11 protein-coding genes are annotated in these 14,952 nt (G+C 58.5%); 6 read left to right on the plus strand and 5 right to left on the minus strand.

From position 1 onward, the window contains the following. The first annotated feature begins 97 nt into the window (after positions 1-97). The gene (locus OKW41_RS20825) at positions 98-634 is read left to right on the plus strand and encodes a hypothetical protein (protein ID WP_429573806.1); all 537 of its coding nucleotides are present in this window, start codon (positions 98-100) and stop codon (positions 632-634) included. A 152-nt stretch (positions 635-786) separates the two neighbouring features. On the opposite strand, the gene OKW41_RS20830 is transcribed toward OKW41_RS20825, so the two are convergent. After that, positions 787-1,947, minus strand: coding sequence for an IS30 family transposase (locus tag OKW41_RS20830; RefSeq protein WP_429573807.1), 1,161 nt, complete (start codon positions 1,945-1,947; stop codon positions 787-789). Between the two features lie 1,020 nt (positions 1,948-2,967). Here OKW41_RS20830 and cphA point away from each other — a divergent pair. The 3 genes from cphA to OKW41_RS20845 all read left to right on the plus strand — a co-directional run bounded on the left by cphA (position 2,968) and on the right by OKW41_RS20845 (position 8,094). Continuing rightward, positions 2,968-5,766, plus strand: a complete 2,799-nt coding sequence (cphA, locus tag OKW41_RS20835; RefSeq protein ID WP_429573808.1) for a cyanophycin synthetase — start codon at positions 2,968-2,970, stop codon at positions 5,764-5,766. A 124-nt stretch (positions 5,767-5,890) separates the two neighbouring features. Next, on the plus strand, positions 5,891-6,247 hold the full coding sequence (locus OKW41_RS20840; RefSeq protein ID WP_429573809.1) for a hypothetical protein: 357 nt from the start codon (positions 5,891-5,893) through the stop codon (positions 6,245-6,247). A 152-nt stretch (positions 6,248-6,399) separates the two neighbouring features. After that, a complete protein-coding gene (locus OKW41_RS20845; RefSeq protein ID WP_429573810.1) occupies positions 6,400-8,094 on the plus strand; it encodes a transglutaminase domain-containing protein in 1,695 nt (564 codons plus the stop codon). A gap of 26 nt (positions 8,095-8,120) precedes the next feature. Here OKW41_RS20845 and OKW41_RS20850 read toward each other — a convergent pair whose 3' ends face one another. The 3 genes from OKW41_RS20850 to OKW41_RS20860 all read right to left on the minus strand — a co-directional run bounded on the left by OKW41_RS20850 (position 8,121) and on the right by OKW41_RS20860 (position 11,670). Beyond that, on the minus strand, positions 8,121-8,945 hold the full coding sequence (locus OKW41_RS20850) for a cyanophycinase (RefSeq protein WP_429448074.1): 825 nt from the start codon (positions 8,943-8,945) through the stop codon (positions 8,121-8,123). 248 nt (positions 8,946-9,193) lie between these two features. Continuing rightward, positions 9,194-10,069 (minus strand): cyanophycinase, encoded by an 876-nt coding sequence (locus tag OKW41_RS20855; RefSeq protein ID WP_187614140.1) that lies wholly within the window; start codon positions 10,067-10,069, stop codon positions 9,194-9,196. An 818-nt stretch (positions 10,070-10,887) separates the two neighbouring features. After that, entirely contained in the window at positions 10,888-11,670 is a 783-nt protein-coding gene (locus tag OKW41_RS20860; protein ID WP_429573811.1) for a reverse transcriptase domain-containing protein, read from the minus strand. Positions 11,671-11,840: 170 nt separating this feature from the next. On the opposite strand from OKW41_RS20860, the gene istA reads away from it, so the two are divergent. Further along, complete coding sequence (gene istA, locus OKW41_RS20865) at positions 11,841-13,382, plus strand: IS21 family transposase (protein WP_429571339.1); 1,542 nt, start codon at positions 11,841-11,843, stop codon at positions 13,380-13,382. A gap of 14 nt (positions 13,383-13,396) precedes the next feature. After that, positions 13,397-14,155, plus strand: coding sequence for an IS21-like element helper ATPase IstB (gene istB / locus OKW41_RS20870; RefSeq protein ID WP_429571338.1), 759 nt, complete (start codon positions 13,397-13,399; stop codon positions 14,153-14,155). Here the strand turns inward: istB and OKW41_RS20875 are convergent. Then, positions 14,071-14,877 (minus strand): reverse transcriptase domain-containing protein, encoded by an 807-nt coding sequence (locus tag OKW41_RS20875; protein ID WP_429573812.1) that lies wholly within the window; start codon positions 14,875-14,877, stop codon positions 14,071-14,073. The genes istB and OKW41_RS20875 overlap by 85 nt on opposite strands. Positions 14,878-14,952: the final 75 nt, after the last annotated feature.

Genomic DNA, 14,952 nt, shown 5'->3' on the forward strand with positions numbered 1-14,952 from the left:
CGGTCCGGACAATGTCGACAAAGACATATTGCGTTTGTGTGCGCTGCAGCAGTCTCATTTTTGATTCAACATTGTGAACCGGTATGCGGGTAAGCCCTTGAATGTTGATCAGAAAGTGTTCTTCAACTGGAGTGCGACCGGCATGAAAATGATATTTGCTGCTCTGCACAAATGCGCCATACTATTCACCAACGGAACGGATACGCAGCACGCATGCGCTCGGGCGGCAGCATGGTGGAGGCGGCAGCTTCCGATCGTCAATGGCGAGCTATGCAGGCGGTATGCGCGAAGAAGCTTCGAACCATTTTCGTCGATCAACCGGGAGGTGGACATGCTGACTTTGGCCGAATTGCAAAGCACGCTGCAAATCGAGTACGAACTGCAGCTCGAAGCGATGGACGAGCAGACATTGCGTGGGCTGCTCACGGATCCGATTGCACTCAACGCACTGGTGCCGGCTTTTATGAGCTTTGCGGAGGGGCGCCGGATAGCGGAAGCAACACTTGTACAACTGCTCGCTCGCGAGCCGTCGAACGCCGAACGGGGCATTCCGCATGAGGCCGCGCCCCTTTGGGCGCAGTGGCTCAAACCATTCTGGATGCTGCCGCTCTTCGGTGCACGCAAGGGCGAGTAAAGGCGCTCGGCCGACCCGATCAACGCCGAATGGAATTGCGCTGGACCACGCATACCGATATCGCGACCGCCCAAGCGGCAGAGGCCGGCCAGGAAGCGTCACTCGCCCACATGATCGTTCGGCCGTTCAGACGTCCGATTCACCCGGCGGATTCAACCGGTCGATGCAATAGTTCGATGGAACCGTTCAGCCGGTGTCTCGTAATCCAGGGTCTTTCGTGGTCGCTCGTTCAGCCGTCGTGCCACGGCGTTGAGTTTGGCCTGTGAGTAGACCGACAGGTCGATGCTTTTCGGAAAGTACTGTCTTAACAGGCCGTTGGTATTTTCATTCGAGCCGCGTTGCCAGGGGTGTTTGGGATCGCAGAAATACACGGCAATGTCGGTGGCGATGGTGAACCGTTTATGGTCCGCCATCTCTGTTCCCCGATCCCACGTAAGCGATTTATAGCGTTCCTGAGGCAGCTTTCCAGCGTGTTTGATGAGCGCATTGGCAACCGATTCACTGTCCTTGCTCGCGATCTTCACCAGCATTACATAGCGTGTCTGACGCTCTACAAGCGTTGCAATCTGGCTGCCGCCGCTGCCACACAGGAGATCTCCCTCCCAGTGCCCCGGCACCGCACGGTCTTCCACAGTGGCGGGGCGTTCACGGATTGATACCTCGTCACGGATCCTGCCGTGATCGTCCGTTTTCTGGGTGTGATGGCGCGAGCGGCGCATGGCCCGGGTGCGCCGTAAATGCTCCAGCAGTTCTTTCTTCAGTGCACCCCGTGCCTGAATGAAAAGACTGCGGTAGATGGTCTCGTGTGACACGTGGTAGTCCTCGTTGCCTGGCCAGGCGCGTTTGAGCCATCCAGCAATCTGCTGGGGCGACCACTGCAACTGGAGCTTGTCGGCCACGATATGAGCCAGCTTCCGGTGCTCGACCAGTTTGCAGACTTTCGGGCGCAGCGACCGATCCCATGCCAGCTGGTCGGCGTGGCTGGCCCGATAGTCGGCCTGCCCACTGTTGCGCTTGATCTCGCGACAGACCGTGGACGGTGACCGCGACAGCCGCCGGGCGATTGCCTGAGTCGAATCACCCGCGACGAGGCCTCGCGAAATCTCCTCGCGTTCGGCAAGCGTGAGCGCCAGCCTGGATCGCTGGCGGGGTGCAGGCTGGATTCCTCCAGTTTGCGCCAGAATTCCCTGTACTGACGAGTGATTGCGGTCAAATAGCTGGGCGATGTGCTGCAACGACTCGCCTTTGCGCCAGCGTTCCCACATCAATGCCTTCTGGCTTTCGCTGTAATAGATCCGGCGCCTCTGTTTCATTTGCAACACTCCCGCCGCTCATGCGACGTTCATTGTGTTGCATCGACCGGTTGAATCCGCCCCAGCAAGCGGCCATTCCATTCGCGAGGATGAACGTTGCTTCATCGGCCATTCCGGACACTCGTGCGTGGTTGCTAATCTGCGTGGTCGCTAATCGCACTCTCTTGTCGGCTTTGCGGAACCGCCAGCCTATTCGAGCGATCGAGCGATCGGCCCGGACTAGACTCTCGGTCTCGACACGCCGAAGTGGACGATGGTGGATGATCTGACTTACGTTGTTCAGGCGAATCATCTGCCATGGAGCAACGGTGCGCGGGCAATCTGTGGTTCCTCGGTTGGGCCACGTTCGCCGTGACGCAAGGACAGTTGCTCGCCAAGGTCCCTTGCTCCTGAGAGCCGATAGGCGTTCGGATTCGGCAAGATAAATTACGGAAGAGATGTTGCTTTATCTGGAAATGCCTCTATTTTTAAAGTGGCCGATCGGTCGGAGATGGTTCCGGGCAGTCATCGTGCTTGGAACACCCATGAGTGCGTCTCTGTTGCGACGACTACAAAGTGGCGCTCGTCTCACCTGTAATAACTCTCGTCCAGTTCAAGGTTATGACGCTGGAGCGTTAGGGTGTGGGTGACCGTTTAACACATTACCACCGGCCAGGAGCACGACGTGAAGGCACCCTGCAGCATGTCCAGTCAGGCCCTCGCGCTCATCGAGCGGACCAGGTCAGGGCCAATGAGAAAGAAGGCTAGTGCTGCTCATCTCGGCAACGCGCTGTCAAGGCGGAGTCGTTTCGTGGCGATGCTGTTCTGCCATCTTGGCCGAGTCCATTCCCTGCATGAAAACGAAGCGAAGGCCCGTCGAGTCACGTTGGTGCTTGCGGCTTGCCGGACAGTGCTGGCGTGCACGATCCCCAATTTCGTCTCCCATCTACCTCACAACCGCATCAGATCAGGCCATGGCTGTAGGGACTTCGGCGGCTTTGGAGACCAATGACCTGAAACGAGACTGCAGGAGGTCATGAAATGGAAGTCAAGTCACTCATCGCTTATCAAGGACCCAATATTCATGCCCATTTCCCGGTCATTCGGTACACCATCGATCTGGGGGTGCTTGAAGAGTGGCCAACCGGGCGCCTCGGCCAAGGCTTCATCGATCGTCTCCTTGGCTATCTGCCCGGCCTTCGGGAACATGGCTGTTCCTATCAAGCCCCCGGTGGGTTCGTGCGGCGCATGGTCGAAGGCGAAGGAACGTGGCTGGGCCATGTCATGGAGCACGTAGCGATCGAACTGCAGAAGGTGGCAGGCTCGGATGTGAGTTTTGGCAAGACGCGCGCCGCCGGGCCGCGCGGGCATTACGACATAGTCTACGAATACCTGGACGAGGATGTCGGTCGGCAAGCCGGAGACCTTTCCCTGGCCCTGCTCGAGCACCTGCTTCCTGAAGACCTGAAGCTGAAGCCGGAGCGGAACTTCGATGACGCTTTCGACTTTGAACATGAACTGGATGAACTCATCCGTTATGCGCGGGGTTGCGACGTGGGACCTAGCACTGCCGCATTGGTGAGCGCCGCCATGAAGCGCTCGATTCCATGGACGCGCCTAAACCGCGGCAGCCTGATACGGCTCGGCTGCGGCCGCTTCCAGAAAAGCATCAAGGCGACGCTCACCAGCGAGACCCGTCAGATCGCGGTAGACCTGGCTTCGGACAAGGCGGAGACCAACCGGATCCTGCGTGACGCGGGCCTGCCGGTGCCGAGGCAGCGCAAGGTCTATAGCGCCCGCGACGCCGTCCATAGTGCCGAACAGATCGGCTATCCCGTTGTGATCAAGCCATTGGACTCCAATCACGGGCAGGGTGTATCGGTTCAGGTTACAACCCCGGAGCGGGTGGAGCTCGCTTTTGAGAGGGCTCAGGAGTACAGCGAGGCAGTGCTCGTCGAAAGCTATATACCGGGGTCTGATTACCGCATGCTGGTCGTCAATGATCAATTGTTGGCGGTTGCCAGACGCATCCCCGCACATGTGTCAGGTGACGGTGTTCACACCATCGAGGAGTTGGTGGACGAGATTAACGAGGATCCACGCCGGGGTGCGGGACATGAAAACGTGCTCACCCGCGTGGAGCTCGACGGCGTGGCAGAACGCTTCCTTGCTGACAAGGGTTATGGTCGCACGACGGTGCCTGTGGCGGGCGAGATCGTCTACTTGTGTGCCACCGCCAACCTTTCCACCGGCGGCACCGCCATCGATGTTACCGATAGCGTGCACCCGGACAACCGGGAGATGGCCGTCCGGGCCATCAGGGCCATCGGCCTGGACGTCGGGGGAGCTGATTTCATTACCACGGATATCGCCGCGCCATATCGTGAGACCGGCGGGGCCATGTGCGAGGTGAATGCTTGCCCGGGTCTACGGATGCATCTGGCGCCCACTGAAGGAACGCCCAGGGACGTTGCCGGTCCCATCATCGATATGCTGTTTCCACCCGGTGCTCCAAGCACCATTCCCATTGCCAGCATTACCGGCACCAATGGCAAGACCACCACCTCGCGCATGCTCGCTCATATCTTGAAACTGGCGGGGTACACGGTGGGTTTGGGCACCACCGACGGCATCTATGTCGACGGACGGTTGACTGTGAAGGGTGACATGACCGGAATAACGTCCGCCCGCATGATTCTTGCGGACCCCGCCGTGGATGCCGCCGTACTGGAGACGGCCCGGGGCGGCCTGCTGCGGCGGGGTCTGGGCTATCCGGAATGCAGCGTGGCGGGCTGCCTCAATGTGACCGCCGATCACCTAGGCCTGCGCGGGGTCGAAACGGTGGAGCAAATGGCGGAGGTCAAGCGCATCGTCGTCGAGGTGGCGAAGGAGATGGCCGTCCTCAACGCTGACGACGCCTTGTGCCTGAAGATGGCGGATCATAGTCACGCAAACCGCCTGGGCTACGTGACCATGAACGCGGCTCACCCCTTGGTAAATGAGCACGTCCAGGCGGGCGGCGTGGCGGTCGTGCTGGAGGAAGAGATAAACGGCCACATGGTCTGCCTGTGGGACAGCGGTCACCGTTTTCCTTTGTTGTGGACTCACGTGATCCCGGCCACGGTGCAGGGGCTCGCATTCCACAATGTGCAGAACGCGATGTTCGCTGCAGCCCTCGCCCACGGCCTCGGAATCGATCTCGAGAGCATCCGCCGTGGCCTGCGCACCTTTGATAACACCTTCCTCCAGACCCCCGGCCGCCTGAACATCTACGATCAGCATCCCTTCAGGGTGATTTTGGACTATGCCCATAACCCCGCGGCCGTGAAAACCATGTGCGGTCTGGTAGACCGGTTGGGAGCCGAGCGTGCGAAGATCGTTTCGCTGACGGTTCCCGGCGACCGCCGTGACGAGGACATCCTGGAGATCGGCCGTATCGCGGCGGGACACTTTGAGCACTACATTTGTCACAGGGACAGTGACTCGCGTGGGCGGGATCACCTTGAAGTGCCGGAAATGCTGCGAGAGTCACTACGCAAGAATGGAGTCGGGGCAGAGCAGATCGAGGTCATAGCCGATGAGCAGACGGCGAATCAGTCGGCGCTCGAAATGGCCGGGCCTGGCGACTTGCTCCTCTTGTTGAGCGAAGACTACACACGTGCCTGGGAGCAGATCGTGCGTTTCAGGCCAGACGCGCAAACAGGGCACGCCATTGAGAGAAGGCCGACCCCAGTCAAGATCCGTCAAGACGACCTGGGCGGGTTCGGGTGGGACAGTAGTAGCATGGAGATCATTCGTGACGAGCGCGGCGTGCGGTTGGCGCGAGAGATTGAAGACTGAATGACTGTTCGCCGTGGTTACGACGACCTGCCAGGCGGTCGCAAGCGGACCTGGTGACAGGGCTCCAGGGCGGATGAAGCGTGAGGTCCATCCTTCATGGAGTTCAATACCTTGGAGAGTCAAAATGGATGAGAAACAGAGATTTCTTCTCTACAACGATAACGACGCCACGCTGGATGCCTCCTCGAAGCGGAGGGTGGCCGTCGAAATCGCCCTGGACCTGATACGTCATGAAGCAATGAGCGGGTCTTCGCGCAATCCCCTGGATTCAAATCTAAGGCATCTCTCGGACTTTGCCGATTTTATTCAAGAGGCCTTGAGAGGTGGTGAGCAAGAAGACTTGAGAGGCAGTGAGCGAGAGGACCTGAGAGACAGGGAGCGAGAGGACCTGAGAGACAGGGAGCGAGACGACCTGAGAGACAGGGAGCGGGAAAACCTGAGAGGCAGGGAGCGGGAAACGTCGAGAGGCCGACAGCATTAGCGATCTTGGTGCGCTTGAGCGCAGAAGGCGCAGCGCACACCCTCAAGGAGCTCTGTTGCGGTTTCAAGCGCCGCCTCCGACAAGACTTGGAGAGAATGGGTCGGGCGTATGCCCGGCCCATGCCTCACCGATCAGAATGATCCGGGGGATTTGTGATCACCTCGATAAAACCGCTCTTTGCAAAGAACATCACCTCTATAGATAGCAATGAGGAAGATGCGATCTTCGTCGTAGATCCGGAGCTTGGGGCTCTTGGCAAAATTGACGTTCGGACGGGATTCTTTCAAGGAGTTGTCAACTTCAAAAGCTTCAACGAATTCAAGGGGGCAGGTGCCGTATGTATGCGACCGGATGGCATTATCAATTATTCGCGTTTTAATAGAATCTATGCGCTCGGGATAGAAAATGGGATGGTCTATGAAGTTATGGACACCGTCACAATCAATGACGCAAAAGATGTTGTCGGTCTATATTGGAAAGGCGGTAGATATTACGTGGCTGACAGTAGCGGGATCTTGTTCATTCTGGATGGGGATCGGCCAATACGGTCAGTGGATGTGGGCAATAGAATAAACGACATTACCTTGCATGGGGATCGCCTCTTCATATTGAGTGACATTAGTCGGGCCATTTATATATACAGTCTTGACGGGACTCATTTGGCATCGCTGACGACACCCCATGAAGGGGCGTCTGGAATAGCTTCAGTTAAAACATCAGATATAGAAAGATCTGGCATCTATATATACTACAATCAGAAAAGTTGGGACGTCTTTGATGATGCGGGCGCGAAGGCGGATGTCGACAACAGTCCAAATATAAAACTCAACAGGAACATTTCAGATGGCTTTATAGAGAAACTTGATTATAAAATAATGGGGCTTGGTATGGCTGGAAATTTCGGGCTTTCGGATGGTTACGAAGTGGAATTTTCTTATGCTGAAATGCTCAAGCCTGCCCATGATATTCTGGAAAGGATCAAGGGCGTCAAGATGTGCGTCAGGTTGTCGATTCCGGTCGAGACGCGAAGGCAGAAGGTGAAATCAGTAAAAATTATTGGAGATGTTCCTGGGATTATAAGAAGGGACGAAAGCGGCAACGAGATTGCGGAATTCGATTTCAGGGGCGTTGAGCTTGATATAGAACGCCGTTACTTCGGCTACAGCGCCGTAATTGAACTATATGGGATAAGGTTCAAGTTGAATGCCCCGGATTCAGGCTATCCAGACGAAATTAAGACGCGATTTCTTAAGAGAGAGCTCAGGTACGATATGGATAGGCAAGAGTTAAGGCGCATTGCTGCGGACCTGATTTCGGCGATCCCGAGAAAAGAGCGCGGAAATGTAGTCAAGATTGCGAAAACCGTGCGTGAATATGTTTATAGCAGATTGGGGTATCGCTACAACAACACGTATACAAGTCCCGTTGAGACCTTGAGAAGCGGCGAAGGGACTTGCGGAAAGTACATGGAGCTGTTGATAGGATTAATGAGGCTTTGCGGGGTGGCATGCAGGCCGGTCGGGGATTTCAAGGTTCCCGAGTACAAACTGAGATATGCAAGGGTCAACTCGGTCTGTGTGCCGGATTATGATCATGCGTGGGTAGAGTTCTATGTCCCCGCGGTAGGATGGGTACCTATGGAAAGCTCATCGGACAATCTGCCGGAAAGGCACGAAAGGTTTTTTGGCGCTCTGTCGTGGATCTATATAGAAAACAGCAGGACGGAAAAGATGTGCGAGATATGCAGGCCCGACTCCTGGGAAAAGGTCGGTAACGATCTGATGTATTCGGACTTTTTTGTACCTGACATTCAGATCAAGATTCTCCGGGAGGCCTCGTTACACTAGTCGCTCCCTGGCGGGTGAATGCGAAATTAGCGCCTTATGCTCGCCATATGCGCTGTTAAATCATACAGGCTGCCTTCAACCAGTATGTCCAGGTGCAGGCCAACTACGCTTACTGGGGCATGGCGGCGATCCGGATGTATGGCGGAGTGCTGCAGTTCGGAGGGGTCCACAATGGTGATGCCGCCGCTGCCCAGGACCTGCAGCCTATGATCCGGACCGATAAAGGCGGCGGTGTCTTCATCCAGGCCGATGCCGATGGCAAGTGGGTTGTAAGTCAAGGCCATGAGCAGACGCCCGAGCCGGTCCTGGTGGCGAAAGTGCTGATCGATGATCAACCGCTCGATCAGGCCCAAGCCCGGCGCTAATTGAACAATGTCAGCACGCGGCGTAGTGCCACTCTCACCGGCCGCAATCATCTGCCCGGGCAGGAACGCTGCACCAGCGGAGGTGCCGGCCACGTGCATACCCTGTGCATTCCGGTTGCGAATTTTCTGCGCCATCGAAGTACTACCTAGCGTCTCGGAAAGATGGACCGGGTCGCTCCCCGTGAGGAAAAGCCCGTCGACACTATCGAGCATGTCCAGGTTTCGCTTCGCCTCGCAGTCGGCTCGGGTCTCAAATTTGAGGGCACTGACCCGATCCCCCCCCAGATCACGGAACGCCCTTTCATAACGGCGGCCGGCGTCCTTGGTCGCGGAGCCCGTAAGGATGATGCCGATATGCGCGCGGGAGCCGCCGCAAATCTCGATGAAGCGGCGCAGGATGGCAGCGTTTCGTATTAGCCTTCCATCGCCCCCGATGGGGACGATAAAGCCTCGTGTACCGCCAATGGGCGCCTTTGCACGACCCAACTTTCACTCCGATAGAGTGGCCAAATCTTGAAGTAGCCCAAGTCTCGTGCAGCCACCACGTAACCCACTTTTCCGGCCGGAGCTTTGTTGCTGCCGGGCTCGAATCAGCTGACGTCTTATCTTCGCGTCTTCGAGGGGTTGACGCATGATATGCGATTTTATATCGGCAAGCGGAATGTGGAGCGGGGCAGCACAGATACGCGCTGCCCCGCTTCGTGGATGATCCGGCTTTTGCCTCTTCTAGCCGATCAGGTCAGAGCAGTAGCGTTCGATCCACTGGGGACGTAACTCCGCGCAGACAACGTACCGCCTACCAGGCTATGCGTCCCGAGATGATACATATTGCCATCAACCAGGATATGCAGACGTATTCCGGTCAAGCCTACCGGGTCGTCATGGCGAACGGAATCAGCTGCAGAGTTGCGCAGATTCGACCCGTCGATGATGGTGACGCCGCCGCTGCCTACCACCTCCAGCATTTCGTCTGGACCGATGAACGCAGCCGTATCCTCGTCCAGCCCAATGCCCACCCCAAACGGGATGGAAGCCACTGCCGTGAGCAGGCGTCCGAGCCGATCCCGCTGGCCGAAGTGTTGGTCGATAACAAAACGGCTGATGAGCCCCAAGCCTGGTGCCAGGTCGACCATCCCGGCGCGGGGCGTGGCCCCGCTCTTCCCCCCGGCAATCATGGCAGCTGACATGGCGGAGGCCCCGGCCGAGGTCCCGGCTACGTGCATGCCGTGTGCGTTACGGCTATGAAGCTTCTCCGCCGCCGGCGTGTCGCTCAGCATCTCGGCGAGGCGTACCTGGTCGCCCCCGGTCATGAAGACCCCGTCGGCGCGATCGAGCACCTTCAGGTATCTGTCCGATTCGCAGTCGCGGCGTGTCTTGAATGGCAGGATACTGACTCGGTCAGCGCCGAGATCGCGGAACACCGACTCATAGAGATCCCCCGTGTCATCCAGCGAGGAGGCAGTGGGGATGACCGCAATGTGCGCGCGCGACCCACCGCAAAGTTTCACGAAACGGCGCAGAATAACCGGGTTCTGAACCCGATTTTCCGCGCCGCCAATAGGGATAATAAAGCCTCGCGCGGCACCCTTCGGCGATCTTCCGGAACGCATACCATTCACTCCTTCTCAAAGCTTGACCGGCGACCTGGCGGTCCGCCCCAGGCACGACAATCGCAGCTGTCTGCCCGATGGTTCGAGCAGCGCCACAACCGTGCTGAATCAGTCGGGCAGCACCTTCGTGGGCGCTGTGTAGCAACCCGCGAACCTGAAGCCTGCAGCAATAGTGGACAGGTTTGCATCTTCCTCGTGTCACACAAGATCTGCACCTGCCCACACCGTACAATATTTTAAAGCAAAAAATGCACCAACGTTTTTGTCCGCATTGGTTGGCGCGAACCCTTGGCGCAGGTCGCGATTGCGAACGAGCTCGCGAGAACTTCGGCCCGCCGCGGAAGCGCATGAATAGCATATGCACGCAATCAGTGCATATTTGAACCGATGTGGTGCGATGCTGACGCATCGATTCAAGTATTGCAGGTGGCGCTTGGCGCCGGAGCGTCGCAATTCGTCTGTTACCAGTCGACGTACCCGGCAGATCGGTCAAACACCTGCCACCCGGGGCAAATCTTCTGTATTCGGCAAACGTGACTGTTATTGGGTCGGGAGTGCTCCCTCAGTATTTTTCGGAAGTGGACGTCGACGTCACGGCGCCGGTCGATCGTTGCCGGCGATCCGCAACCGTTCGGAAAGGAAAGGCATACTTGCCCGCCGACGCAAAGGCGCGGATGACAGCTGAATCCTGGAAGCTGCCGTTGAAGGGGCGAGGGATCCAGTGGCCGGATCGGGTCGACGGATAGGGGTAGGAAACGGCGGTCGCCGTCCCCTCCCTCCGAACCCGGTGTGCAGTTTTCCCGCGACGGGCTCTCCAGTCAGTTGTTTCCACATCGGGATTGGCGCGCCAATCGATGAGCCTCGGACATCGTGAACAGCCCAAGATTAGCGAAGAAGGCGTTTGGCCATCGGGTGTGATCGCGCAAGCATTTACCTTGACCCGGACGGTGTAACTGTCGGCGCAGGATCGCTCGCAGACGGCGGCGAACAAAGCCGTCGACCGACGAGAAGGTGTATCGGTGGGCATTCTGGAAATAGCCGAACCAGCCGCGCAGGATCGGGTTGATCGACGCAACGATGCCCTCGATCGAATCGCCCCTGTTACGTCTGGTCAGGGCGCGGATTTTGTCCCGCAGCCCCATGAGACTCTTCTTGCGCACCCAACGCTCGCCGGCTTCGAACCGGTAGCCCAGAAACTCGAACCCTTGACCTTCCAGCCGGCAATCCCCAACGTGGGTTTTGTCCGGATGCAGTGTCAAGCCGTTCGCATTCACCCAGGCCCGCATGCGAGTGAGCGCAGCTTCCGCTTCCTCACGTGTGCGGCATAACACCACGGCGTCATCCGCGTAGCGCACCATTACCAGCCCGGCTTCGCGCATTTCCACGTCAAGCTCGTGCAGGTACAGATTTGCCAACAAGGGGCTGACAACCGCCCCTTGAGGACTGCCGGAAGTCGGCGTCCAACGCGTCATGTCTTCCATGATGTCCTGCTTGAGAAAGTACTGGATGAGTTCCAGAACCCGGCCGTCCGAGATTCGCCCTGCCACTCTTGCAAGAAGAGGTGAGTGCGTATTCCACGCCAAACCGAACACCAATTCCACGGCGAACCGAGCACGGATTCCACAGCAAGCCGAGCGTCGATTCCACGGCAAATCGAGCAGGGATTCCGCGACTGCCCGAGCGCGATTTCCACGCGTAACCGAGCGGTAAGCTGGAGGGACGGCAACGCGGGATAACCATGGCACGCTTGACGATTTTGTCGAGCGAGCGAATGTCGAATAAAAGGTTATCCATGCGTCAAATCAAGGAAGTGCTACGCCTGCGCTTTGTGTGCCAGCGTAGCCAGCGTGAGATCGCGACGACGATAGGCGCATCGAGCGCGACGGTCTGGGACTATCTGGATCGCGTACGGCGCGCACAACTGGACTTCGAGAAGGCGATGACGATGGAGGAGACAGCGTTGGATGCGCTGCTATTCCCGCCGCCGCCGTCGTCAAGCCGGACACGGCCGATGCCCAATTGGCCGATGGTACATCGTGAGCTCGGCAGGAAAGGCGTGACGCTTGACCTGCTATGGAACGAGTACAAAGCGCAGGAGCCCGAAGGCTACGGCTACAGCTGGTTCTGCAAGTATTACGAGCGATGGGCGGCAGCGTTGCCGGTCACGCTTCGCCAGACGCACACGCCCGGGGAGAAGCTGTTCATCGACTATTCGGGTAACAGGTTGGGCATCGTCGATCCGCACACCGGCGAGATCCGTGAAGCAGAGGTATTCGTCGCGACGCTCGGCGCATCAAACTACACCTACGCCGAAGTCACCTGGACCCAGCAGCTTGAGGACTGGATTGGCTCGCATGTGCGCGCCTTGAACTTCATTGGCGGTTGTCCCGAGATCCTGGTCCCCGACAACCTGAGGTCCGGCGTGCACAAAGCCGACTTCTACGATCCGGTTCTGAACCGGACCTATGGAGAGATGGCCGCGCATTATTCCGTGGCGATCATCCCAGCCCGCAAACGTCGGCCCCGTGATAAAGCGAAGGTCGAGCAGTCGGTGCTCCTGGCGCAGCGCTGGATTCTGGCACGGCTGCGCAACCAGCGGCTGTTCAGCCTCGACGAAGCCAACCGCGCGATCGCGGCACTCCTCGTTGAACTGAACAACAGGCCGTTCAAGAAACTGCCCGGTTGCCGCCGCAGCGCCTTCGAGGAACTTGATCGTCCGGCACTTCGTCCGCTGCCAGACAGACCCTACCAGTATGCGCAGTGGAAGGTTGCTCGCGTCGGCATTGATTACCATGTCGAGCTCGACGAACACTTTTACTCCGTCTCATACAGCCACGCCCGCGAGCAGGTGGAGGTGCGCCACACGAAGACGACCGTCGAGATCTTCCTGCGCGGTCAGCGCATTGCCGCGCACGCGAAGAGCGAGCGCCGCGGCCATCACACCACGATCGCCGCCCACATGCCGGCGAATCATCGGGCAGCGACCACCGAGTGGAATCCGCAGCGGCTGATCAACTGGGCCATGGAGATCGGCCCGCACACCGCCGCAGTCATCGAACACCTGCTTGGCGGTCGCCAGCATCCACAGCAGGCTTACCGCGCCTGTCTGGGCGTGCTGCGCATGGGCAAGGACTATGGCCATGCGCGACTGGAAGCCGCCTGCCAGCGTGCCATTGATCTTAAAGCGCCGAGCTATCGGTTCATCGCCTCGACGCTGAAGAACGGTCTGGAGAACAGGGCCGACACGGCCGCCGCCCAGACCGAATTGCCGCTCGCGCATGCCAACGTGCGTGGACCGTCTTACTACCACTGAAAGGAGATCATGACATGCTGCATCATCCAACTGTCGAGCGGCTGCACGAGTTGCGCCTGTTCGGCATGGCCGCCGCGCTGGCCGACCAGCAATCCCAGAGCAGCATCGACCAGCTCGGCTTCGAGGAGCGCCTGGGGCTGCTCGTCGAACGGGAAGCAAGCGAACGTCAGTCGCGCCTGCTCACGGCGCGGCTACGCCGCGCGAAGCTGCGTTTCCCGGACGCGGTGCCCGAAGACATCAACTACCGCGAGCCCCGTGGACTGGATCGTGCGCTGCTCGCCCGGGTGCTCACTGGCGAATGGGTACGGGCGCACCAGAACATCATTCTGGTCGCACCAACCGGGCTCGGTAAAAGCTGGCTTGCATGCGCGCTGGTCAACCAGGCGTGTCGCCAGGGCTTCTCGGCCTGCTATCTGCGCATGCCGAAGTTCAACGAGGAGATGGCCATCGCGCACGGCAGTGGGGGCTACGCAAAGCTGCTGGCACAGTTGGCCAAGACCGACATCCTCGTCATGGATGACCTGGCCATGGCACCGCTGTCAGATGCGGCGCGGCGCGATCTGCTGGAGGTGCTCGACGACCGGCACGGCCGGCGCTCGGTGATCGTCACCAGCCAGATTCCAGTCGACAGCTGGCATGCTGCCATCGGAGATCCGACGCTCGCTGATGCAATTCTCGACCGGCTGGTTCACAACGCGCATCGCTTCACGCTCTCAGGCGAATCGATGCGCAAGCGCCGAAATAGTTTGACCGCCGAAGGCGGGAAGGAGTAAAAAAACTCACCCCGCGTCGCCATGTCCGCAGCGCTCGCTTTGTTGTGGAATGCCTGCTCGGTTTCGCGTGGAATGCTTGCTCGCTTTGCCGCAGAATGGCCGCTCGATTTGCGTGGAATATGCAGAGGTGAGTGTGGAATCGAGTCAAAATAGCTTTGCAGGTCAGCATCGACCACCCAGCAGTAGCCCGCTTTCACATGCCGATCCACTTCGCGCAGCGCATCCTTGCAGCCTAGGCCCGGGCGAAAGCCGTAGCTTCTCGGCTCGAACTCATGCTCAAAGATCGGCTCGATCACCAGCTTCAGGGCCGCCTGAACGACGCGATCCTTTACAGCGGGTATACCGAGCGGACGACGTCCTTTACCTTTCGGTATGTAGACGCGCCGCACTGGCTGCGGGCGATAGCTACCATCCTGCAATGCTTGCGCCAGTTCAGCGAGGTATCGGTCCCGCGCTTGCGCGAATCGCTTCACGCTCATGCGGTCCACTCCCGCCGCCCCGGCGTTCTTCTCGACCTGAGCCCATCCCAGCGCGAGCGTCTCCAGGCGAAACACCTTGTCGATCAGACTGTGCCATTTGCCTCCTTTAACTCCGTTTTGTAGAGCAGCCAACATAGCGTCCGTCCAGATTGAAGCCGACGCGAATTTCCGCTGCACGCAGCTTCCCGGCGCGTCTGCATCTTGTTTAGTCGTTTCCGACACTGGCGATGCTTCGATCTTCACCTCTGCTTCCTTCCGGTCTTTTGCTATCAACTTTCCTGCCCCGCTTCCCTATTGCGCCTTTTGCTCTGACGCAGG

Source organism: Paraburkholderia sp. UCT70 (genome assembly GCF_050434085.1).
GTDB classification, from domain to species: Bacteria; Pseudomonadota; Gammaproteobacteria; order Burkholderiales; family Burkholderiaceae; genus Paraburkholderia; species Paraburkholderia tuberum.

Excerpts from the sequence above, each read along its gene's own strand:
- cphA (WP_429573808.1), top strand. The coding sequence starts at position 2,968 with ATGGAAGTCAAGTCACTCATCGCTTATCAAGGACCCAATATTCATGCC.
- OKW41_RS20855 (WP_187614140.1), bottom strand. The coding sequence starts at position 10,069 with ATGCGTTCCGGAAGATCGCCGAAGGGTGCCGCGCGAGGCTTTATTATC.
- istB (WP_429571338.1), top strand. The coding sequence starts at position 13,397 with ATGCTGCATCATCCAACTGTCGAGCGGCTGCACGAGTTGCGCCTGTTC.
- OKW41_RS20840 (WP_429573809.1), top strand. The coding sequence starts at position 5,891 with ATGGATGAGAAACAGAGATTTCTTCTCTACAACGATAACGACGCCACG.
- OKW41_RS20830 (WP_429573807.1), bottom strand. The coding sequence starts at position 1,947 with ATGAAACAGAGGCGCCGGATCTATTACAGCGAAAGCCAGAAGGCATTG.
- istA (WP_429571339.1), top strand. The coding sequence starts at position 11,841 with ATGTCGAATAAAAGGTTATCCATGCGTCAAATCAAGGAAGTGCTACGC.